This window comes from Streptomyces sp. NRRL F-5135 (assembly GCF_000719775.1).
Classification (GTDB): Bacteria; Actinomycetota; Actinomycetes; order Streptomycetales; family Streptomycetaceae; genus Streptomyces; species Streptomyces hebeiensis.
The window spans coordinates 43,401-64,945 of the sequence record NZ_JOHR01000022.1 but is presented as its reverse complement, the minus strand read 5'-3'; the positions used below and the strand labels follow the sequence as shown (position 1 = coordinate 64,945).

Sequence of the window (21,545 nt, the reverse complement as noted above, 5' to 3'; positions counted from 1 at the left end):
CCGACGCCTTCTGGACGCTGTCCGACGGGACGAACTCGGGCACGGATCATGACGGTTCTCCCAGAACGGTCAGAACCGCGTCGAGCGCGGTCGGCCTGGTGGTCGCGTGAACGCTGAAACGTATGCGGTCCACCCCGTGCACGGTTGCGGTCACGCCCGCCGCGGCGAGCCGTTCGTGGAGAGCCGGGGCGTCACCGTGCGGAGTGCCCACCACCACAAGCCCCGCGCGTTCGCGGGGCGAAACGGGCGACAGTACCGGCATCCCCGCGGCGAGGAGCCGGTCGATGAAGGCCGTCACCGTGTCCTCGACGCGGCGCTGGACGGTGGCGACCCCGACCGATTCCAACTGCGCGAGGGCCGTCGCGAGCGCCCCGGAGGCGAACGGTGATCCGTTGGTCGTCGAGAAGCGCTGTGCGCCGGGGAGCGGGTCGTGGGGCACGCCATCGTAGTGCGTGGGCCTTTCGACACCGGTCCAGCCGCCGAGAAGGGGCCGCAGGCGCGCGAGCCCCCGGGGGGACAGTGCCACGAACCCCGTGCCCCACCCCGCTCTGAGCCACTTCTGACCGCCGACGACGAGCGCGTCGGCCAGGGTCCAGTCGGCGTCGACGACACCGAATCCCTGGATGCCGTCGACCACGAGTAGGCGGTCGCCGATCGCCGAACGGATGCCGGCGAGGTCGGCGCGGACCCCGGTGCGGAAGTCGACCGCGCTGACCGCCACCGCGACGGTGTCCGGCGTGAGGGCGGCTGCCACGCGTTCGGGCGTTACCGGCGCGAGCTCGTTTCCGGGCACGGCGGGCAGAGTGCGCACGGTGGTGAGCCCCGCGTCCTGCGCTCGCCACCACGCGTACAGATTCGAGGGGAACTCCGCACCGCTGACGAGCACCGCGCCGCGCGGCAGGCCGAAGGCGATCTGGAGGAGGCCGAGCGACGTGCTGGACGTCAGCACCACCGCGCTCCGGTCGAACCCGGTGAGGCGCGAGACAGCCGCGAGCGCGTTCTCGTCCTCCGCGTGCAGTCCCGCCGAGGGCACACCGGCGCTCGCGTCGGCCGTCAGCCGGCCGATCGTCTCCACGACCGCGCGCGACGGTGGTCCGTAGCTGCCGAAGTTGAGGTATCCGGTCGGCTCGGCGAAGGAGGCGAGGTAGTCGTCGAGTTCCGCCGTCACGCGAGCGCCCCCTGAAGGAACTATCGGGTATGCGTGCGCGCGACCACCCGTCACCTGCCTGAGAACTACACAGTATACGCGTCCACTCCGAGCCGACCAGCGCCGGGCGTGAGGAGTTCATACGGCCGCGCCGGTGGAACACCGAGCAGCCGAAGGAAGGCGCCGAGGACTGGGGAGCGTATTCCGTGCCGGGGGACGGCTGAACTCTGTCCTCATCAAACGAAAGGCGGGACGCACGTCGGCTCTTGACAGGCCGGTCAGCAGACCACACCATACCGGTCACACCCGACGGCTTTCAGCGCGCTGGGACCGCCTCCGCATGGGAGCGCTCCCATAATGTGTTGCCGGCCCTGCGAGTGTGCGTCCCTGCCGGACGGCCCATGCACAAGGGGACGTCGTACCACCGCGCTTCCTCAGCGCGTCGCATGCTCGGGACGAGAGCGTGCGACGCATCCCTGCCAGGAAATCGAGGTACAGTCATGCGCCGCAGAATCCGCGCCCTCATGGCAGCGTTCGCCGCTCTGCCGCTGGCGCTCGCCATCGCACCGTCCGCCCACGCGGCCGATCCCACGACTATGACCAGCGGGTTCTACGCGGACCCCGACTCCAGCCCGAAGCGGTGGGCCGCCGCCAACCCCGGTGACGGCCGGGCGGCCGCGATCGGCACGTCCATCGCCAACACTCCGATGGCCCGCTGGTTCGGCTCCTGGAGCGGCACCATCGGCACGGCCACGGGCGCGTACGCGGGGGCGGCGGACCAGAGGGACAAGCTGCCCGTCCTCGTCGCCTACAACATCTACAACCGCGACTACTGCGGCGGACACTCCGCGGGCGGAGCCGCCTCGCCGTCCGCCTACGCGAGCTGGATCGCGCAGTTCGCCGGCGGGATCGCCAACCGCCCGGCCGTCGTCCTCCTCGAACCGGACTCCCTCGGGGACTACGGCTGCATGACGCAGGGGCAGATCGACGAACGCGAGAGCATGCTCACGGGCGCCCTCGCCGAGTTCAACCGCCAGGCCCCCAACACCTGGGTCTACCTCGATGCCGGCAACCCGGTCTGGGCGAGCCCGGCGACCATGGCCCAGCGTCTCCACGAAGCCGGCCTCCGACAGGCCCACGGCTTCTCGCTCAACATCTCCAACTACTTCACCACTGCCGAGAACACGGCCTACGGCAACGCCGTCAACAGCGAACTCAACGCCCGCTACGGCTACACCAAGCCGTTCGTCGTGGACACCAGCCGTAACGGCAACGGCTCCGACGGCCAGTGGTGCAACCCCTCCGGTCGCCGCATCGGCACCCCCACCCGGCTGGGCGGAGGCGCCGAGATGCTCCTGTGGGTCAAGACGCCGGGCGAGTCCGACGGCAACTGCGGCGTCGGGGCCGGATCCACGGCCGGACAGTTCCTCCCCGAGGTCGCCTACAAGATGATCTACGGCTACTGATCCAGGGCTCCTGTCATCTGGTGCCCTCCGCGCCACCGTCCGGCGGCGGCGGCAACGGCAGGCGGCCGGTGATCCCGTCTCTGACCGGGCGTGCGAGTGCCGTGGCGCGTCCGGCCGGGGACGGCGGGGGGCGCGACCGGAACCCGCGCGGTGCGAGTTCCGGTCGCCCACGTCCTGGGTGCGCACCCCACGCCAACGTCCGGCCGGCATGGAGGACTTCCCCACGGGACCCCCTGCGGCGAATCTCCGACTCACATCACGAGGAGATCGCCAGATCGGCGCTGGGGAAGGCGGTGTACGACGGGTTGACGTCGGGCTCACCGCCGGCACCGTCACAGCGCCGGTCCGGATTGAACATCAGGTAGGTACCGGCACCGCAGGTCATGGCGAGTTCGGCGTCCCCGCCGACGACGATGTTCCCGGACAGGTTGGCGCCACCCTGGATCAGGGCGTTGTCCTTGACCACGGCGTTGCCGCCGACGGTACCGCCGTTGACCCAGCCGAGCCCCTCGATACGGGCGTTGCCGGTGACCGTACCGGCGTAGACCGCGGCCTTCGGACCGACGTAGGCGGTGGCGGCGACGCTGGCCGTGTTGGAGACCCAGCCGCCGCCGTTGGAGTGCCAGTGCCCGCCGCCGGTCGCGGCCGGCTTGACATGGCCGGGCTCGAAGCCTGACGGAGTGGCGCCGGAGAGGCGGAACTCGTACGGGAAGCGCCGGGCCTTGGTGTATCCGTCCAGGAAGCCGTAGTGGGGCACCGCGGTGGGTGTGGCGGTGACCACCAGCCACACCTCGCTCTCGCCTGACTGCAGCTGGAAACTGATCTGCCCGTCGGTGCCCGAGCTCAGCGCCGAGTAGCGTGCCGTGCCGTCGCGCATCGCCACCAGTCCGAACGTCCAGCCGCTCGCGCCGGTCTCCGCGTGCCCCTTGAGCCGGACCTTCACCAGCCCGCCTGCCGACGAGGGCACGAGCTTGATCTTGTTGAAGCCGTAGTCCGAGGGCGCCACCCGCGCGTTGATCCGGTAGTGGTTCAGGTTCTGGTCGACGGCCTCGACGTTGCCTCCGTTGTACGCGCTGAGGAAGCCCGCGCCGTACACGTTCGTGATGAACGGCATCAGCGTCGAGCGGTTGCCGAAGTCGTAGTTGACGGTGCGGGTGGCGTACTCGCCGACCCGCCGGCCCAGTTCGGACTGGCTGATACCGGTGATCCGGCGGTACGTCTCCAGCGGATGCTCGGTGCTGCGCGCCTCGTTCCACATCCGGTTGAACATGGCCAGTCCGTCGCGGTCCTTGATGTACTGCGCCAGCATCCAGTTGCCGTAGTGGTGCCGGCTGGAACTCCAGTACAGATTCTCCGAACGCAGCCAGCGGGTCAGGTCTCCGGCCGCGGTGGTGGGCAGCGCCTGCATCGCCATGAACTCGGCGCCGGTCTCCCAGAACGTGCCCGCGCTCGGATCGACGAAGCCGGCACCGGACCGGCCCAGAAACGTGTAGTTCTGGAAGACATGGGCCAGTTCGTGCGCCAGGCCCCACGACCCGGGCAGCGCGGCCCCCGGAGCGACGTTGATGATGCCGACCCGGTTGTCCACCGATCCGCCGGTGGCCCAGGCGTCCAGCTCGGTGCGGTTCCAGGTCCGGGTCACGATCACGATGATCTTGTGTTGCGCCAGCAGCCCGGTCTCCGGTGTGAAGGCCATCCTGTTGACGTAGAAGCTGTAGAGGTTCTCCAGCTGGGTGATGACACTGTCCGGGTCGAAGTTGTACGGCGCGGGCGCCGACACGGGATTGGTGCCGGACTTCTCGCCCCACAGCAGGACGAAGTTGGTGGACTCCCGGCTCCGGGAGGCGGACCAGGGCACCTCGCCCGTCTGGGTCCATCTCGCGGGGATGTACACGGACTTCGCGGCGGGGGCCGAGGCGCGCGCCGTCGCCGGCGGCGCGACGGACCCACCGGTCACCAGCGTGAGAGTCAGTACGACAGCCGGCCACAGTGGCCGTAATCGAGCACGAAGAAGCTTCATGGCGGAAACACCATCCCATTGAGGTCCGATGACGGACGAGCCCCACGTCGGTTTTCCGGCCTTTCCCGCACACCGGAGAATGACGGTGGAGGCGGCCGACTCCGATGAGCACGTGAAGACCAACACCGATGGACGGGGCGTCTATTACTGTTGACACTGACGTAAGAAAACCCTTTCGGCAACGTTCTGTTCGGGACAATCGCCCAGGGTTCTCACCGCCGCGGCGGCAATTCCACCCGCTGGACCGGTGTCGTGTTCCCGGCCCGGTCGGCGGCGATGAACTCGAGGGTCTGCGGCTCGTCGCGCAGCGCCCTGGTGAAGGGCTCCTGATAGACGCCCCAGAACGTCTCCGGGGTACGCCACTGAACGCGGTCCACGCCGGACACGTCGTCGTCGGCGTAGAGGGTCACCTCGACGTTGCTCGGCCCGAGCGGACGGACCTCGGCACGCACCGACGGCGGCCGTGTGTCGACGGCGACCTCGCGAGTGGTGTGAACGGTCCGGCCGGAGGAGTCGGTGGCCCGGCCCCGGAGGACGTGCCGGCCCTCTCGGTCCAGCGCGATCACACCGGTCGCGGGCTGCCACGCGCCCTCTCCCACCGCGGCCTCCACAGTGGCGGACGAGACCGAGGTCACCGCGAAGCCCGGCCCGCGGGTGTACCACCCGGACGGGGCGTGGTCGCCGGTCACCTCCACCCGGACCACCGGCAGCGGATCGCCCGCGCCGACGTCCGCCGGGAGCGACCATTCGACGACGTCCTCGGCCTGCTGCCCGTCCGCCGAGGTCCGCCGGGTCACGCGCGGTACGTCCGCCGAGTCCGGGCCGATGACACCGCGGCGGGGCACGGGCGGGCCGTCGAGGGTGCTCGCGGTCGCCGCCATGAACACCGCGACCGCCTCGTCCCGGTTCAGCAGCCCGGACCGGGCCGCCCGCACCACCCCCCGGTGGACCGCGGTGAAGAACGCTCCGACGTCGGCGTATCCGCCGTCCGCCCACAGTCCGGTGAGGAACGACCAGCCGTCGGAGTCATGGCGGTCGGGTACCCCGGGTGCGCTGCCCAGGAAGGCGATCTCCGGGTCGGCCAGACGCAGGTACATGTGGTAGCGGTGGTCCCCGCCGGACCAGGCCGGTTCGAAGGTACGGCCGAGCGCCGAGACCAGGTCGCCGTCGGTGGTGTGCCCGGCGATGCTGCCGTCGAGACGCCGATGGGCGGCCGCCGCGACCTGCAGGGTGGTGGTGGCGTCGTCGCGCGCGAGCAGGACCGTGGGGCCGAGTTCCAGGCTGACCAGGGTGGGGTCGTCGGGGGTGGGCACCAGCCGCAGCGGCATCGGCAGGTCGAGCTCGACGATGTCGCCGGGGCGGAAATCGCGCCGCAGTGTCACGAATCCGGTGTCCGGCGCCGGCGTCTCCACGCCGTCGACCCGGGCGCGGGCGGCCCAGGGCGGGATGCGCAGGTGCAGCTCGCCCGAGAAGGCGAGACCGAACTCGATCGCCACCTTCCCGTCGCGGGGGTACCGGGTCCGCAGGGTCACCTCCCCGTCGGCGTGGCGCAGCCGCGAGGGTACGTACTGCGTGACGTACAGCTGCCCCGGTGCGTGGAACCACACGGATTCCTGGTGTTTGACGTGGCTCTCCAGACCGGTGCCGCCGCAGCAGGTTCCGACGTTGTCGTACTCGCGGACGGCGCCCGGGTCCACCGGGTACATGTACAGGACCTCGGGACCGGTGTCCGAGGTGACGTCCGCGCGGGAGCCGACGATGTGGTTCAGCGAGGCACGCTCGGCGTAGTCGGCGTACCGGACGTCGAGGGTGTGTCCGAAGAGCGAGCGGGCGATCTTCAGCAGGTTGTAGGTGGCGCAGGTCTCGGCGTTGCGTCGCTTGACGAACCCGGCCACGGTGTCCGCGGGGCCCCACAGTTCGCCCTCGCCGGTGCCGCCGTGGGCGAAGATCCGGCCGGGCACGATCTGGTCCCAGAGGGCGACCACGGCGTCGAGGTAGCGGCGGTCACCGGTGGCGTCGTACTGGTCGAGGTGTCCGACGAGCATCGGGAGGTGCTGGTTGGCGTGCATGCCGTCGAGCACGTCACGGCCCTCGACCGCGGCGTCGAGCACGCGGTCGATCTCGAACGCCCCGGCGGTGCGCAGGAACGACGGTTCGCCGGTGATCCGGTGCAGTCTCGCCATGGTCTCGTTCATTCCGCCGAACTCGCCGGCGATGTAGAGCGACCACATGCGCTGCGACCGCGCCCGGTCCAGCCGCAGGACCCGGCCGGCCACCCAGTGGCCCATGCCGGTGACGATCTCCAGCGCCTGCCGGGAGCCCGTCAGCTCGTACGCGTCCAGCAGACCGGCCATGATCTTGTGGCACGTGTAGTACGGCGCCCAGATCTCCCCGTACGGCGCCAGGTCCTCCAGCCGCGAGAACTGCCACTCGCCGTACGCCGCCAGAAAGCCCGGATGGCTGTAACGCCCGGTCGCCGCCAGCGCGTCACGCACCTCGGCCAGGCCCGCGACCATCTCGTTCGCCTTGCCCCGCAGGAGCTCCTCGCCGGTCGAGGCGTACGCCAGCGACAGCATCGACAGGAAGTGCCCCGCGTAGTGCCCGCGCAGCAGGCTCGCCGTGGGTGCCACTCCCGGACCGGGGTAGTCGGCCTCGGACCACGCCCGCTCGTCCGGATGGCCGAAGTCCTCCCAGGTGCCGGGCGGGAGTGCTCCGCGGGTGTCGAGCCCCGCGTTGGCCCGGAAGACCGCGAGCACCCGGTCCACCGGGAACTCCCTGGCGAGACGCAGCATCTGGTCCCGGGTCCGGGAGTGCACCCCGTCGAGCAACTCCACGTCCCGCAGGGCGAAGGGACGCGCCCGGGTCATCGGGCCGCCCATTTCTCGAGCCCGGCGGCGTCGATCGGCAGCGCGCCCGACAGCACCTCGTGCCCGGTCCCGGTGACCAGGAGGTCGTCCTCCAGACGTACGCCGATTCCGCGCAGTTCCGGGGGCAGGGTCTCGTCGTGGGCGTGGAAGTACAGGCCGGGCTCGACCGTCAGCACCATGCCGGGCCGCAACGACGCGCCCTGGTACCGCTCGTACGACGACGAGCCGCAGTCGTGCACGTCCAGGCCCAGGTGGTGGCCGATACCGCAGACGAGGTAGCGGCGGTGCTGCTGGCCCTCGGGGGCGAGCGCCTCGTCGACCGAGACCGGCAGCAACCCCCAGTCGTGCAGGCCGCGGGCCAGGACTTCCATGGCGGCGAAGTGGAAGTCGGTGTACGTGGCGCCGGGGCGTACCTGGTCCATGCCGGCCCGATGGGCGGCCTCGACCAGGTCGTGCACCCGGCGCTGGGCCGGTGTGAACGAGCCGGCCACCGGGATCGTCCGGGTCACGTCCGCCGTGTACAGCGAGTTCGCTTCGACGCCCATGTCCAGCAGCAGGGTCTCACCGGGCCGGACCGGGCCGTCGCAGCGGACCCAGTGCAGGATCGGCGCGTGCTCGCCGGAGCCGACGATGGTGTTGTAGCCGGGCCCGTTGCCGAAGGTTCGGGCGTGCCGGTCGAAGGTGCCCTGCAGCCAGCGCTCCCCCAGGGCGTCGGCGACGGCCCGCGGGATCTCGTCGGCGACGGCGGCGAATCCGGTGACCGTGTGGTCCACGGCCTCACGCAGTTGTGCGATCTCCCAGTCGTCCTTGATCATGCGAAGGTCGGAGAGCACGGTACGCAGTTCGTCCGGTTGGCCGCCGGGCTGCTCGCCGAGGTCGTCGATCGGCCGCACCGGCAGATCCAGCGCGGCCGACCACGCCGCGAGCCCCGCCGACGGGCCGACCCACAGCTCCCCGTGCGCCGCGCTGGCGTGGAAGTCACGTTCGCCGGGCCGGGCCGGAGCCGGCATGTACAGCACCGCGTCGTGGCCGCCCGGGCGCGGTGTCATCATCAGGACCGCGCCCTCGGTCTGGCACGAGGTGGCCCAGAGGAAGTCGCTGTCCACCCGGAACGGGTAGTCCGCGTCGCCGTTGCGGTGCCTGGCGCGGCCCGCGGCCAGGACCAGGGTCCGGTCCGGCAGGCAGGCGCTCAACCGGGCCCGGTGCTCGGCCGCCGCCCGTGCCGCGGCCGGACTCACCGGCGCCGGGACGTCGCGTTCGGCCCAGCCGTGCCCGATACGGGCCAGGAAGCCGGGGCTTTCGTCGGCCAGCCGCGGCGGCCTGGTCCCGGCGTACGGCGGGGTGGTCGTCTCGGTCAACGCTTTTCGCCTCCTCGGTCGCGGACCATCTCCCGCAGCCGGCGCAGCACCCGGCCGTCGGTGATGCCGTCGTGTTCGTACTCGTTGGTCACCCAGGTCTGGGCGTTGCCGACCCGGGTCAGGGTGTCGCGCTGCAGCCCGGCGTCGACGAACACGTCGTCGGCGTAGACTGCCGCGGCCAGCGGCACGTCGTTGGCCGCGAGCCGTGCCGGGTCGTAGAGCGGGCTCCAGACCTCCTGCTCGGCGAGTTCGGCCATCGCGGGCGCGAACGGCCGCAGCGCCCGGACCTCCTCGAACATCCAGGGAAACGTCATCTCCGAGGTGAACAGCAGTGGCCGGCGGTCCTCGGCGAACTCCGGCCGCCGGTCCCGTTCGCGCTGGGCCGACCAGCGGAAGGGGCCGTTGGCGCCGTCGCCGTAGATCGACTCCTGGAGGGTCCAGAACAGCGGGTTCCCCGCGTTCGACGTCTTGACCAGCACGGTCTGAAGGAACGTGCCGTCGAAACGGCCGTCTCGGCGGATCGCCTCGGAGACCAGCCAGTGCAGGCGCTGGTGGCCGGCTCCGAAGCCGAGCTCCCCGCCCAGTGTCTGGAACCGGCGCACCGACAGCGGCGAGCCGTCGGGCAGCGTCACATCACCGGCGGCGAGCCGGTCGGCGATCGCCGCGACCGCGGCGACGTCCTGCGGGTAGCGCCGGTAGAAGTCGGCGGTCTTGTCGGCCACCCGTTCGAACGTGCGCCGGTAGACCTCGTCCGGATCGGGCGGTGTGCCGGGGATCCCGCCGCAGACGTAGCAGGCGGTCAGCGCCTCGGGGGCGTGGGACAGATAGGTCAGGGTGATCCACCCGCCGAAGCTCTGTCCGAGGGTGGCCCACCGCTTGCCGTCGTAAACCCGGGTCCGGACGTGTTCGAGGTCGCGCACGATCGAGTCGGCCCGGAAGCGCAGCAGGTGGTCCGCCGCGGCGCGGGCATGGGGGAAGCCCGCGATGTCGGTTCCGTCGACCGGGGTGCTGCGCCCGGTGCCGCGCTGGTCGACCAGAACGACGCGGTAGTGTGCCAGGGCCTCGGGCAGCCAGCCGCCCACCGGGGCGGGCCGGGGATTGGCTCCGCCGGGGCCGCCCTGCAGATACGTCAGCAGCGGCAGGTCGTCGTGGCGACGGTCGGGGTCGGTGAACTCCCGGACGAACAGCTCGATGCTCTCGCCGCCGGGATCGGACCAGTCCAGTGGCGCGGCGACGGTGAACTCGCGGACCCAGGCGCCGGGCAGGGGGTACTCCACCAGGTTCATGTGGTGGCCCCCGTTACGTTGGAGCGCCGGCGCGCGTCCCAGTCGGGGCGGATCCGCGGCACGGCGGCCAGCAGTTCGCGGGTGTACTCGTGTTGCGGGTCGTCGAAGACCGCGTCCCGCTCGCCCGCCTCCACCACGCGGCCGCCCGTCATCACCGCGACGCTGGTGGCGATCTGCCGGACCACGGCGAGGTCGTGGGCGATGAACAGGCAGCCGAAGCCCTCCTCGCGCTGGAGTTCGCGCAGCAGGTTGATGATCTGCGCCTGCACCGAGACATCGAGCGCCGAGACCGCTTCGTCGCAGACCAGCACGCGCGGATTCACGGCGATGGCGCGGGCGATGCCGATGCGCTGGGCCTGCCCGCCGGAGAACTGCGCGGGGTAGCGGCCGACGTGATCGGGGTCGAGCCCCACCCGTTCCATGAGCGCGCGGGCGACGGACCGGGTGCCTCCGGGAATCGGCCGTTTCTGGTAGCGCAGGGGCGCGGTGACGATCCGCTCGACGGTGTGCCGCGGGTTGAGCGACGAGAACGGGTCCTGGAAGACGACCTGCACCTGGCGGCGTACCTCCAGCAGGTCCTGCCCGTGCAGGGCGGTGATGTCGCGGCCGTCGAGGTGGACGGTGCCCGACGTGACGTCGATCAGCCGGGCGGCGAGCCGCGCGGTGGTCGACTTGCCCGACCCGGACTCCCCCACCAGCGCGAGGGTCCTGCCCGCGTGGAGGTCGAAGGAGACGGTGTCGACGGCGGTGAACCTGCGCGCGGGGCGCAGCAGTCCGGCCATGCCCGCGACGGGGAATTCCTTGACCAGGTCCCGGGCCCGCAGCAGTGGTTCGGGGCTCATGTGTCGCCTCCCAGGGTCTGCAGTTCGCCGATCTCGTCGTCGATCCGCGGGACCGCGTCGAGCAGTGCCCTGGTGTACGGGTGCCGCGGGTCGGAGAAGACCTGCTCGGCGGTGCCGGACTCGACGACCTTGCCGTGCCGCATGACGATCAGTGTGTCGGCGACCTCGCTGACCACGGCGAGATCATGGGTGATGAGGATGAGCGCGGCACCGGTGTCACGGCGTACCTCGGCGAGCAGGTCGAGGATCTGGGCCTGGACGGTGACGTCGAGCGCGGTGGTCGGCTCGTCGGCGATGATCAGGCTCGGCTCGGTGGTGAGCGCCATTGCGATCATCACGCGCTGGCGCATGCCGCCGGAGAACTGGTGCGGGTATTCGTCGACGCGACGGGCCGCGTCGCGGATGTGCACGCGTTCCATCGCCTCGATCGCCGCCTTGCGGGCTGCCCGGCGGCTGACGTCGGAGCGGTGGGAGCGGTAGGCCTCGGCGATCTGCGTACCCACCGTGTAGTACGGGTTCAACGAGGAGAGCGGGTCCTGGAACACCATGGCGATCCGGTCGCCGCGAACGGCGCGCATCCGGCGTTCGTTCAGTGTGGTGAGGTCGGTGCCGTCGAACTCGATGTGGCCGGCGCGGGTGGCGCCCTTCGGGAGCAGCCCCATGACCGCGAGGCTGGTCATGGACTTGCCGGAGCCCGACTCGCCGACGATGCCGAGGGCGCCGCCGGGCGGCACGGCGAAGTCGACGGCGTCGACCACCGGTTTGCCGTGGAAGGCGACGGTCAGGTCGCGGACGCGCAGCAGGTCGCTCATGACGCCGCTCCCTTTCCGACCCGCGGGTCGATCGCGGAGTAGACGAGGTCGACGGCCATGTTGCCGACCACGACGAAGAACGCGGCGAGCAGCGTCACGGCCATGATGACCGGCTGGTCGTTCTTGGTGATGGAGTCCGCCGCGAGTTTGCCGACGCCGTTGATCCCGAAGACGGTCTCGGTGATCAGCGCGCCGCCGAGCAGGCCGGCGAAGTCCATGCCCGCGATCGTGACGATCGGGGTCAGTGCCGGCCGCAGCGCGTGCCGCCGCCACACCAGGTCCGGGCGCAGGCCCTTGGCTTTCGCGGTCCGCACGAAGTTCTCGTCCAGGGTGTCGATGACGTTGGCCCGGGTGAGCCGGGTGTACGACGAGGCGTAGCCGATCGCCAGCACTGTCCACGGCATGATGAAGTTGAGGAACCACTGCCCCGGGTCGTCGGCGAACCGCACGGCCTGCGGGAAGGGCAGCCACTGCAGCCACACCACGAGCACGTACTGCAGGGCGAGGGCGAGCACGTAGTTCGGGATCGACATGCCGCCCAGGGTGAGCCCCGCGATGAACCGGTCGGTGAACCTTCCTTCGCGCACCGCGCTGAGCAGACCTCCGATCACGCCCAGGACCAGCCAGAGCACGGCCGCGCCGAGCGCGACCACCGCGGTCACCGGCAGCCGCTGCACGACCATGTCGGTGACGAACTGAGAGGTCTGGAACGAGTAGCCGAGGCAGGGTGCCGGGCAGTGCACCGCGGACGGGCCGCCGCCGTAGTCACGGCCGAGGAACAGGCCCTGCAGGAAGTTCAGGAACTGGGTCAGGAAGGGGTCGGTCAGGCCGAGGTTGGCCCGGATCTGGTCGATGCGCTCCGGGGTGCAGTTCTTGCCGCAGATCTGCACGGCCGGGTCCGGCGACAGGGCGAAGAAGATGATGTAGGTGAACAGGCAGACCAGGAAGAGCACCAGCAGCATGCCCAGCACGCGGTGCACGACGTAGCGGGTCATGAGCGGCCTCCCGGCTCGGCGGCGATCCGGACGCGGTCGCCGAGGACCATGAAGGACAGCACCAGCAGGGCCAGGAAGACACCCGGTACCAGGAAGTACGTGGGGACCACCGCGTACCAGCTCACCGAACTCGAGATCATCTGCCCCCAGGACGGCGTGGGCGGCACCAGGCCGACGCCGAGGAAGGACAGCCCGGCCTCGGTACCGATGTAACCGGGTACCGCCAGGGTCACCATGACCAGGATGGTCGAGCGCAGGTTGGGCAGGATCTCGGTGAAGACGATGGTGGTGCGGGAGGCACCGGACGCGCGGGCCGCCTCGACGAACTCGCGCTCCTTGAGCGACATGGTCTGTCCTCGCACGATCCGGGCCAGGTACGGCCAGCCGAACACCGAGATCACCACGACCAGCAGGTACTGCCGGTCGTCCGCGGGCAGTGCGGACAGCACGGCGATCATGAAGATGAGTGCGGGGAACGCCATCAGGAACTCCATGACGCGCGAGATCACCATGTCGGTCCGGCCGCCGAAGTATCCGGCCAGCAGGCCGAACACCATGCCGAGCACCGTGGTGAGCAGTGTCGCGCCGAGTGCGATGAGCATCGAGGAGCGGGCGCCGTACACGATCCGGGCGAAGATGTCCCGGCCGCTGCCGGGTTCGACACCGAGCCAGTGGGACCCGGAGATGCCGCCCCAGGACCCGACGGGCATACCGCCGAGGTCGGGGTCGATGGCGCTCTGGTCGAACTCGTACGGGTCCCAGCCGCTGACCCGGACGATGAGAGGCGCGCACACCGCCATGAGCACGATCAGTGCGATGTAGCCGAGGCAGGCCACGGCCACCGGGTCGCGCAGCAGGGTCCGGGGCACGCTCCGGCGAGGGTCGGGCGTGGTGCCGGCGGTCCCCGGTGCGGACACCGCCGGCACCCGCGGACCGGTTGACGGGATCGTCATGTCAGCCCTTCGCCGGGTCCTTGAGACCGATGATCCCGTAGTCGACGTCGCCGCTGGGCACGATCACCCCGGCCACGTTGGTGCCCGGCAGGTAGATGCGGTTCTCGACGTTCAGCGGGACGAAGGGGGCCAGCGCCATGATCTTCTTGTCGAGTTCGCCCCATGCCTTGTTCGCCGCGGCCAGGTCGGTCATCGCGCCGATGCGGTCGATCTCGGCGTTGACGGCGTCGTCGTCGAGCTGGGCGACGTTCTGGTTGCCCTTGGCGGTGATGTGCCGGCCGTCGAACAGCGGCGGCAGGAACGTCGACGCGCTCGACGCCCAGTCCGGGCACCAGCCGGTGATCGCCGCGTCGTGCTGCTGCGACGGTGTGCCGATCGTCTCGTAGTAGGTCGCCGCGTCGATCACGTTCAGTTTGACCTCGATACCGGCCCGCTTGAGCGCCTGCTGAATGGCCTCGCCCCGGCTCTGGTCGACTTCCTTCGCGCGTACGTCCAGAGTCATCGTGAAGCCGTCGGGGTAACCTGCCTCGGTGAGCAGTCGCTTGGCCTTGGCCACGTCACCGGCGTTGTCCGCGCTCGGATAGGGGTCGTGGTCGATGTGCCCGGAGACCGTCTTCGGCAGAATGCTGTGGGAGATCGTCGCGAACTGCCTGCCGCCGGTGGCGTTGAGCACCGAGCCCTTGTCCACCGCGTAGTTGACGGCCTGACGCACCTTCACGTCGTTGAGCGGTTTCTTCGTCGTGTTGAGACCCATGTACGTGAGGCAGGTCGACGGCGCCGTGACCGTGCGCGCTTTGAGCTGGGGCGTCCGCAGGCGGGCGACGGTGGCCGTCTGCACACTGCCGGAGATCGCGTTGACGTCGGCGCCCTGGCCGGCGATGAGACGCTCGTCGATGGTGGCGCCCTCGACGCCGACGGTGAAGCGCCACGCGTCGGGGTACGCCTTGCGGACCGTGTCGCTCTTCGGGTCCCAGTGCGGGTTGCGCTTGAGCTGGATCACGCTGCCCGGGACGAGTTGCTCCAGGTCGTACGGGCCGGAGGAGATCACGTCCTTGATGAACGAGTCGCCCCCGCCGGTCCCGGCCGGGAACGGGGTGCCGCTCGACTGGGACAGCGCCGCGTCGAACTCGGGGAACGGTGCCTTGAGGTGGAAGACGATGGTCCGGTCGTCGGGCGTCTCGATCGTGGGCAAGTCCCCTGAGCGGTAGGGACCTTGATATCCCTTCGGGGCGTCGATCAGGTTTTTCAGGTAGGGCGAGCCGATGCCGATCTCCGGGTCCCAGCCGCGGCTGATGCCGAACTTGACGTCCTTGGAGGTGATCGTCGCGCCGGTGTCGAACTTGATCCCGGCTTTGAGCTTGTAGGTCCAGGTCAGGCCGTCGGCGGAGACCTTGCCGAGGCTCTGCGCGAGGTCGGGGACCATCGCGTTGGGATCCTTGGCGTCGTTGGGTGCCTTGGTGATCAGCTGACGGTATATCAGTCGGTAGAAAGCGTTGACGCCGCCGTCGAAGCCCCGGGTCGGATCGAGGTAGGAGAAGTCGGTCGACTGCAGGACCTGCACGGTCCCGCCCTTGACCGCGGCCCCACCGCCCCCACCGCCGGCACCCGTGGACGTGGAGCCACCGCCGGTGCATGCCGAAAGGGCGAGTACGCCGGCCGTCAGCCCAGCGAGCGCCGCTGAAGACGAGGTTCTCTTCAAGGGGTCCTACCTTCCGGTCGGGTGCGGGCAGCCCGGCCGTCCGGACGAGCGGGACGGATGACGGGCCGGCGGACCAACGACTACGTGCGGAAACGGTGAGCAGACGCACTGCGAATCCGGCGGGCAGGCGGGCAGAGCGGGGCAGCCGCGAACCGGTCCCACAGAGGGACCGGGATCACTGCGATCCCGGTCGCTTGAGAGGACAGTAGTATGTGACACCTCCCGGGAGAAGAGCTTCGGCGGGAATTTAGAGGTCGCGCGGACAGGCGGGGCGGCGTCGGGGCCGATGGCCCACCTGTCCGCGCGACCTCTTGGCACGCCGGCCTTCCTGTTCGCGGGCGCGCGCCAACAGCCCACCCGGCTCGGCCGGGTGGGCTCGTCGCACCGGTGTCTCAGTCCTCCGAGCGGCCGTTCCACCAGCCGAGCACGTGTCCGATGTGGGCGGTGACCAGTGTTTCCGCCCCCCGCCCGTCACGCGCCTCCAGCAGGTCCACCAGGCTGTGATGCTCGGCGGCCGAACGGGCCAGCTCGGCCGTACCGATCATGTCGGCCAGGCCCACCATCCGGGTCTGCTGCCGCAGGTCCTTCACCATCGCGATCAGCCGACGGTTGCCGTGCAGTTCCAGCAGGCGCAGGTGAAAGGCCATGTCAGCGGCAAGGTAGGCGGCGAGATCGGCCGCGGCGGCCGAGTCCACGATCGTCTGGGCCTTGCGCCGCAGGTCGGCTGCGGCCTCCGGTTGCAGCGTCCGCGCGATCTCCCGCATCGGCGGTGCCTCCAGCAGCTGGCGCAGCCGCACGATCTCCCAGAGGTCCTGCTCGCTGACCTCGGTGATCCGGAAACCCTTGTTGCGCACCACGTCGACGAACCCGCGTCCCTGCAGGTTGAGCAGGGCCTCACGGACCGGGGTGGCGGAGATCCCGAACCGCGCGGCCAGCGTCGGCGCGGTGACCAGGGCTCCCGGGGCCAGTTCGCCCGAGACGATGGCGGCGGCCACCGCGTCCTCCACTGTGCCGCGCAGGCTCGCCCCCACCGACACCGGGCCGATGATTGATGAGCTCATCCGCGCCGTCCTCCCACCACTGAAATGTCACACCCCGCCAACCTTCGTCGGCCAACGATGTGCCGAGTATCGCATTCGCCGGCCGCGACGTTCGGCCCGCGGGGGCGCGGGTGCGGACCGGCACGCCCCCCCTCCCGGGCGTGGCCCGGTGGCGAAACGCCACCGGGCGTCCGCCACGCCCCTCAGAATTCGAAACCGGCCGGGTAGGGATCGGTCGGGTCCAGCATGTACTGGCCGATCCCGGTCACCCAGGCCCGGCCGGTGATGGTCGGCAGCACCGCGGGCAGGCCGCCGACCGTGGTCTCTCCGACCAGGCGGCCGGTGAACCGGCTGCCGATGAAGGACTCGTTGACGAAATCCTGGTGCAGCGGAAGCTCACCGCGTGCGTGCAACTCCGCCATCCGAGCCGACGTGCCGGTTCCGCAGGGCGATCGGTCGAACCATCCCGGATGGATGGCCATGGCGTGCCGCGAATGCGCGGCGTCGGAACCGGGCGCGATGAACTCCACGTGGTGGCAATGGCCGACACCGTCGATCTGGGGGTGCTCGGGCGGCGCGGACGTGTTGATCGCGTCCATGATCGCCAGCCCGGCGCTCAGGATCTCGCCCTTGCGCTGCCGGTCGAACGGCAGCCGCACGTCGTCGAGGTCCACCATCGCGTAGAAGTTCCCGCCGAACGCCAGGCTGTACCTGACCTCGCCGAGGCCGGGCACCTCGATGGTCTCGTCGAGCCGGTCGCAGTACGCCGGCACGTTCTCCAGCGTGACGCTCTCGGCATGCCCGTCCTTGACCGCGACATTGGCCACCACCAGCCCGGCCGGGGTGTCCAGCCGGATGCTCGTCACCGGCGCGACGACCTCGACCATCCCGGTCTCGACCAGCACCGTGGCCACTCCGATCGTGCCGTGCCCGCACATGGGCAGGCACCCGGACACCTCGATGTACACCACGCCGAAATCCGCGTCGGGGCGGGTCGGCGGCTGCAGAATGGCGCCGCTCATCGCCGAATGACCGCGCGGCTCGTTCACCAGCAGCCGCCGTATGTGGTCGAGGTGCTCGGCGAAGTACAGGCGCCGCTCGTTCATGGTGGCGCCGGGGATCACCCCGATGCCTCCCGTCACGACCCGGGTCGGCATGCCCTCGGTGTGCGAGTCGACGGCGGAGAACAACCGCGATGTACGCATCTCAGACCGCCACCGCGCGGCGCGTCTCGAGCGCGGTGATGGCCCGTCGCATGTCGGCACGCACCTGGGCGTCGTGCTCGGCGGAGAGCGGGCCACGCGGCGGGCGGCACGGGCCGCCGTATCGGCCGACCATGTCCATGCCGAGTTTGATGGCCTGCACGAACTCGGTGCGCGAGTCCCACCGGAACACCGCGACGAGGTGCTTGTAGAGCTCCCTGGCCTCCTCGAAGCGCCCGGCCAGCATGTGGTCGTAGATCGCCACCGACTCGGCCGGGAAGGTGTTGGGGAAGCCGGCGAACCAGCCGACCGCCCCGTCGGCCATCAGCTCGAACAGCACGTCGTCGGCGCCGGCCACGACGTCGATGTCGCACCGCTCGGTGATCTCGAACAGCCGGCGCACGTCGCCGCTGAATTCCTTGATCGCCCTCACGTTGGGCAGCTGGGCGATCTCCGCCACCAGGTCGGGGACGAGATCCACCTTGGTGTCGATCGGGTTGTTGTAGATCATGATCGGCAGCCCGACCTCGTCGATCTTCGTATAGTGCTCGACGACCTGCTGGCCGCTGGCCCGGTACATCGTCGGCGGCAGCGCCAGTACGCCGTCCGCCCCGTCCTCGGCGGCCAGTTCGGCCCAGTGCCGGGCCTGGTGCCAGCCGGGCCCGTGCACCCCGGCCACCACGACGCCGCGCCCGCCGACGGCCTCGACCGCCACCTGGACGACCTTGCGACGCTCCGCGTCGGTCAGCGCGGAGTACTCGCCGAGCGATCCGTTCGGACCGACACCGTGGCAGCCCTCCCCGATGAGCCAGTCGCAGTGCTCCGCGTAACGGTCGTAGTCGACCTCCAGCCCGGAGGGGGCCGAGGGGTTCTCCTTGAAGGGCAGCGCGGTGGCGACGATCACCCCGCGCAGATCGGTCGGTGCGGAACTCATGGGACGTCCTCTCGGTTGCTGGTCCTGGTCGAAGCCGCGAGTTCGCCCAGGCGCACGGGAATCGCGATCGGCCGGTGGGCGGTACGGCCCGGGTCGAGCAGACCGGGTTCGTTCGAACCGGTGAGCATGGACTCGACCGTGCGGCCGCAGGTGCGGCCCTGGCACAGGCCCAGGCCGGCCCGGGTGGTCAGTTTGAGCGAGCGCAGCCCGCGGGAGCCGGTCAGCTCCGCGGCCCGGCGCAGGGCGCCCGCGGTGACGTCCTCGCAGCGGCACACCACGGTGTCGTCGTCCACCCAGGCGCGCCAGCCGGGGCGGATGCCGTGCGCGGCGGCGAGCCGCGCGGCGAACTTCCGGAAGACCGCCCGCTCGCGGACCGCACCCGGTGCGGGCACGCCCCCCGAGGCGACACTCCCGGCGATCTCGCCCTCCGCCAGGGCCAGGTCGACGCCGCCGATGCCGGTCAGCTCACCGGCCGTCAGGACCCCGGGCACCGACGTACGCTGCCGCTCGTCGACGGTGACCGCGCCGTCCACGCCCACCGCGCAGCCGGCCGCGAGGGCGAGTTCGGTGCGTGGGACGAAGCCATGGCTCACGCAGACGGCGTCGGCCTCGATCCGTCGTCCGGTACCGGGGACCGGCGTCCAGTCGCGGGTCAGGCGCGCCACGGTGACCGCCTCCACCCGATCGGTGCCGTGCGCCGCGACGACTGCCGCGCCGGTCCGGTACGGAATGCGGTGGGCGGCCAACTGGCGGGCGTACCCGGCCAGTTCACCGGCCTTGCGCCGAGCCGCGATCAGCTGCCACGGCCGGGGCGCCCAGCCCCCGGCCAGCTGCGCCGGACCGGCTGCCTCGATCACCCCCGCGACCTCGGCGCCGATCCTCAGGAGGCCGGCGACCACGGGCAGCAGGAACGGCCCCGCGCCTGCCACCAGGACGCGGCGCCCGACGGCCACCCGCTCGCCCTTGGCCAGCGCCTGCGCCGCCCCGGCGGTGAAGACCCCGGGCAGGTCCCAGCCGGGGAACGGCAGGGTGCGCTCGTACGCCCCGGTCGCGAGCACCAGGGCCGCCGGATCGAGGGTGCGCGGCTCGCGCCCCTGCCCGTCCGGCTCGCCGACGAACACGTGCACCAGCGGCGGGGCGCCGTCACGCCGCTCCACCGACCAGACGTGCGCGCCGGTCACGACCTCGCAGCCGTCGTCGCCCAGCAGTTCGTCGCGCATCGCGAGGAAACGGTCCCAGCCGTGATGCCACAGCCGCTCGCCCGGGTCGGCGCGTCCGCCCGGCAGATGCCGCCAGTACTGCCCGCCGATGTCGTCGCCGGCTTCGAGCAGTACGACACGGGCACCGTGGCGGCGGGCGGCCAGCGCCGCCGCCATGCCGGCCGGTCCCCCGCCCACGACGAGCACCTCAGTCACGGTCGTCCTCCTGGAGGTCGACCTTGTCCCCGTCCACGGCCCGCCGCTGGCAGGCCCGCACGTCACGCAGGCCGTTGACGGTCACCAGGCAGTCGAAGCAGGCTCCGATCCCGCAGAAGACGCCGCGGGGGCGGCCGGTGCGGGTTCGCCGCCAGGCCACCCGCCCGTCGGCCAGCAACAGCCCGGCGATGCTCTGTCCGGCCAGACCGGCGATCCGCTCCCCGTCGACCTCGATATGTATCCCCGTCATCGGGCGGCCCCTTCGAGATGCGGCAGCAGGGTCGGGCGGTCCAGGCGGAACTCGGCGGCCAGCGGATCGGCCGTACCGCCCAGGAGTTGGTCGCGCAGCAGCTCGGCGGTGGCCAGGCTCAGGCCGATCCCGGCGCCCTCGTGCCCGGTCGCGTGCCACAGACCGGGCAGTCGCGGGTCGGCACCGATCACCGGCAGGTGGTCGGGGACGAACGGCCGGAACCCGCCGTACGCGCGCATCGCCTGCGCGGCGGCCAGGAAGGGGAACAGGAGCAGCGCCTTGGCGGCCAGCGCGGCGAGCACCCGGGCCTCGATCCGCTCGTCGAAGCCGCGGCGCTCCCGGGAGGAGCCGATCAGGACGGTCCCGGCGGCGGTCGACTCGACCACGCTGGAGACCTGCAGGTCGGCCGAGCCCGAGCCGACAGCGCCCACGTAGTCGGCGTCGTACACCTTGTGCCGTACACGGACCGGCATCCGCGACGTGACCAGCACCGTGCCGCGACGCGGACGCACCGGGAGAAGGACGCCGAGCCGCTCGGCGACCAGGCCGGACCAGGGGCCGGCGGCGAGCACCACGGCGTCGGCGGGCAGGGTTCCGGAATCCACCCGTACGCCGACGAGCCGGCCCGCCGACAGCACCGGCCCCGTCACCTCCACGCCCTGTCGCACACGCGCGCCGTGGCGGCGGGCCGCGGCCAGCAGGGCCTCGGTCGCGGCCACCGGCTGCACCTGCAGGTCCTCGGGGTAGAAAACCGTGGCGGTGCTGTGCGGTGTCAGGTCGGGTTCGAGCTCATGAGCCCGGGTGTCGTCCACCGTCTCGGCCAGCACTCCGGCGTCTCGCTGGGCGTCCGCGAACGCCAGCAGAGCCTCCGCGCCCGCCTCGGTCGTGGCGACCACCAGGCCGCCCTTGCGTTCCAGTTCGAGGCCGGGGAATCCGGCGGGGAGCTCGTCGCGCAACTCGGCCTCGATCCGCGCCCAGACGGCGAGCGAACGCTGCGCCAGCCGCAGCTCGGGGCCGGGTTCCTTGTCGGAGACGAGCAGATTGCCCTCACCACCCGCGGAGGTTCCCCCGGCCGTGGAGCCGCGGTCGACGACGGTCACGTCGCAGCCGGCGCGGACCAGGGCACGGGCTGTCGCCGCGCCGACGATCCCCGCGCCCACAATGACGATCCGAAGAGGAGTGACCACGGCAGTACTATGTCACATGTCCCGTTGCGGTGGGAGACCTTTGATCACTCGGCAGTGCTCGCCGAGCCGAAC

Annotated in this window: 17 protein-coding genes; 1 reads left to right on the top strand and 16 read right to left on the bottom strand. The window is 71.0% G+C overall.

Annotated elements, in window-relative coordinates:
• Window positions 1-46: 46 nt before the first annotated feature.
• The gene (locus IG02_RS0130535) at window positions 47-1,168 is read right to left on the bottom strand and encodes an aminotransferase class V-fold PLP-dependent enzyme (protein ID WP_051765908.1); all 1,122 of its coding nucleotides are present in this window, start codon (window positions 1,166-1,168) and stop codon (window positions 47-49) included.
• 479 nt (window positions 1,169-1,647) lie between these two features.
• Here IG02_RS0130535 and IG02_RS0130530 point away from each other — a divergent pair, with 479 nt between their 5' ends.
• Window positions 1,648-2,613, top strand: a complete 966-nt coding sequence (locus tag IG02_RS0130530; RefSeq protein WP_030755095.1) for a glycoside hydrolase family 6 protein — start codon at window positions 1,648-1,650, stop codon at window positions 2,611-2,613.
• Between the two features lie 256 nt (window positions 2,614-2,869).
• On the opposite strand, the gene IG02_RS0130525 is transcribed toward IG02_RS0130530, so the two are convergent.
• From IG02_RS0130525 to IG02_RS0130455, 15 genes are all read right to left on the bottom strand, one after another.
• Window positions 2,870-4,570 (bottom strand): DUF6055 domain-containing protein, encoded by a 1,701-nt coding sequence (locus tag IG02_RS0130525; protein WP_234314970.1) that lies wholly within the window; start codon window positions 4,568-4,570, stop codon window positions 2,870-2,872.
• A 275-nt stretch (window positions 4,571-4,845) separates the two neighbouring features.
• A complete protein-coding gene (locus tag IG02_RS0130520; protein ID WP_199814116.1) occupies window positions 4,846-7,500 on the bottom strand; it encodes a beta-L-arabinofuranosidase domain-containing protein in 2,655 nt (884 codons plus the stop codon).
• Window positions 7,497-8,858, bottom strand: coding sequence for an aminopeptidase P family protein (locus IG02_RS0130515; RefSeq protein WP_030755092.1), 1,362 nt, complete (start codon window positions 8,856-8,858; stop codon window positions 7,497-7,499). The genes IG02_RS0130520 and IG02_RS0130515 overlap by 4 nt, the downstream gene beginning before the upstream one ends.
• Window positions 8,855-10,144, bottom strand: a complete 1,290-nt coding sequence (locus tag IG02_RS0130510; RefSeq protein ID WP_030755091.1) for an alpha/beta fold hydrolase — start codon at window positions 10,142-10,144, stop codon at window positions 8,855-8,857. Before IG02_RS0130510 ends, IG02_RS0130515 begins: the two co-directional genes overlap by 4 nt.
• The gene (locus IG02_RS0130505; RefSeq protein ID WP_030755090.1) at window positions 10,141-10,986 is read right to left on the bottom strand and encodes an ATP-binding cassette domain-containing protein; all 846 of its coding nucleotides are present in this window, start codon (window positions 10,984-10,986) and stop codon (window positions 10,141-10,143) included. Before IG02_RS0130505 ends, IG02_RS0130510 begins: the two co-directional genes overlap by 4 nt.
• Window positions 10,983-11,798 (bottom strand): ABC transporter ATP-binding protein, encoded by an 816-nt coding sequence (locus tag IG02_RS0130500; protein WP_051765906.1) that lies wholly within the window; start codon window positions 11,796-11,798, stop codon window positions 10,983-10,985. Before IG02_RS0130500 ends, IG02_RS0130505 begins: the two co-directional genes overlap by 4 nt.
• Window positions 11,795-12,793 (bottom strand): ABC transporter permease, encoded by a 999-nt coding sequence (locus IG02_RS0130495; RefSeq protein WP_030755084.1) that lies wholly within the window; start codon window positions 12,791-12,793, stop codon window positions 11,795-11,797. The genes IG02_RS0130500 and IG02_RS0130495 overlap by 4 nt, the downstream gene beginning before the upstream one ends.
• Window positions 12,790-13,746 carry an ABC transporter permease gene (locus IG02_RS0130490; RefSeq protein ID WP_030755081.1) on the bottom strand — a complete coding sequence of 319 codons (957 nt, stop codon included), beginning with the start codon at window positions 13,744-13,746 and terminating at the stop codon, window positions 12,790-12,792. The genes IG02_RS0130495 and IG02_RS0130490 overlap by 4 nt, the downstream gene beginning before the upstream one ends.
• Before the next feature lies 1 nt (window position 13,747).
• A complete protein-coding gene (locus IG02_RS0130485; protein ID WP_199814115.1) occupies window positions 13,748-15,307 on the bottom strand; it encodes an ABC transporter substrate-binding protein in 1,560 nt (519 codons plus the stop codon).
• A 530-nt stretch (window positions 15,308-15,837) separates the two neighbouring features.
• Window positions 15,838-16,506: a GntR family transcriptional regulator gene (locus IG02_RS0130480; RefSeq protein WP_030755075.1), complete on the bottom strand. Its 669-nt coding sequence runs from the start codon at window positions 16,504-16,506 to the stop codon at window positions 15,838-15,840.
• Between the two features lie 182 nt (window positions 16,507-16,688).
• Window positions 16,689-17,690 (bottom strand): proline racemase family protein, encoded by a 1,002-nt coding sequence (locus IG02_RS0130475; RefSeq protein ID WP_030755071.1) that lies wholly within the window; start codon window positions 17,688-17,690, stop codon window positions 16,689-16,691.
• A gap of 1 nt (window position 17,691) precedes the next feature.
• On the bottom strand, window positions 17,692-18,621 hold the full coding sequence (locus IG02_RS0130470; RefSeq protein ID WP_030755068.1) for a dihydrodipicolinate synthase family protein: 930 nt from the start codon (window positions 18,619-18,621) through the stop codon (window positions 17,692-17,694).
• Window positions 18,618-20,036, bottom strand: a complete 1,419-nt coding sequence (locus IG02_RS43555) for an NAD(P)/FAD-dependent oxidoreductase (protein ID WP_037804725.1) — start codon at window positions 20,034-20,036, stop codon at window positions 18,618-18,620. The genes IG02_RS0130470 and IG02_RS43555 overlap by 4 nt, the downstream gene beginning before the upstream one ends.
• Window positions 20,029-20,286, bottom strand: a complete 258-nt coding sequence (locus IG02_RS0130460; protein ID WP_030755062.1) for a 2Fe-2S iron-sulfur cluster-binding protein — start codon at window positions 20,284-20,286, stop codon at window positions 20,029-20,031. Before IG02_RS0130460 ends, IG02_RS43555 begins: the two co-directional genes overlap by 8 nt.
• Window positions 20,283-21,473, bottom strand: coding sequence for an NAD(P)/FAD-dependent oxidoreductase (locus tag IG02_RS0130455; RefSeq protein ID WP_037804722.1), 1,191 nt, complete (start codon window positions 21,471-21,473; stop codon window positions 20,283-20,285). Before IG02_RS0130455 ends, IG02_RS0130460 begins: the two co-directional genes overlap by 4 nt.
• Window positions 21,474-21,545 lie beyond the last annotated feature (72 nt).

Bases quoted from the DNA above. Each gene is read 5' to 3' on its own strand.
- IG02_RS0130520 (WP_199814116.1), bottom strand. From the start codon at position 7,500: ATGACCCGGGCGCGTCCCTTCGCCCTGCGGGACGTGGAGTTGCTCGAC.
- IG02_RS0130495 (WP_030755084.1), bottom strand. From the start codon at position 12,793: ATGACCCGCTACGTCGTGCACCGCGTGCTGGGCATGCTGCTGGTGCTC.
- IG02_RS0130505 (WP_030755090.1), bottom strand. From the start codon at position 10,986: ATGAGCCCCGAACCACTGCTGCGGGCCCGGGACCTGGTCAAGGAATTC.
- IG02_RS0130500 (WP_051765906.1), bottom strand. From the start codon at position 11,798: ATGAGCGACCTGCTGCGCGTCCGCGACCTGACCGTCGCCTTCCACGGC.
- IG02_RS0130475 (WP_030755071.1), bottom strand. From the start codon at position 17,690: ATGCGTACATCGCGGTTGTTCTCCGCCGTCGACTCGCACACCGAGGGC.
- IG02_RS0130530 (WP_030755095.1), top strand. From the start codon at position 1,648: ATGCGCCGCAGAATCCGCGCCCTCATGGCAGCGTTCGCCGCTCTGCCG.
- IG02_RS0130470 (WP_030755068.1), bottom strand. From the start codon at position 18,621: ATGAGTTCCGCACCGACCGATCTGCGCGGGGTGATCGTCGCCACCGCG.
- IG02_RS0130460 (WP_030755062.1), bottom strand. From the start codon at position 20,286: ATGACGGGGATACATATCGAGGTCGACGGGGAGCGGATCGCCGGTCTG.
- IG02_RS0130510 (WP_030755091.1), bottom strand. From the start codon at position 10,144: ATGAACCTGGTGGAGTACCCCCTGCCCGGCGCCTGGGTCCGCGAGTTC.
- IG02_RS0130490 (WP_030755081.1), bottom strand. From the start codon at position 13,746: ATGACGATCCCGTCAACCGGTCCGCGGGTGCCGGCGGTGTCCGCACCG.
- IG02_RS0130480 (WP_030755075.1), bottom strand. From the start codon at position 16,506: ATGAGCTCATCAATCATCGGCCCGGTGTCGGTGGGGGCGAGCCTGCGC.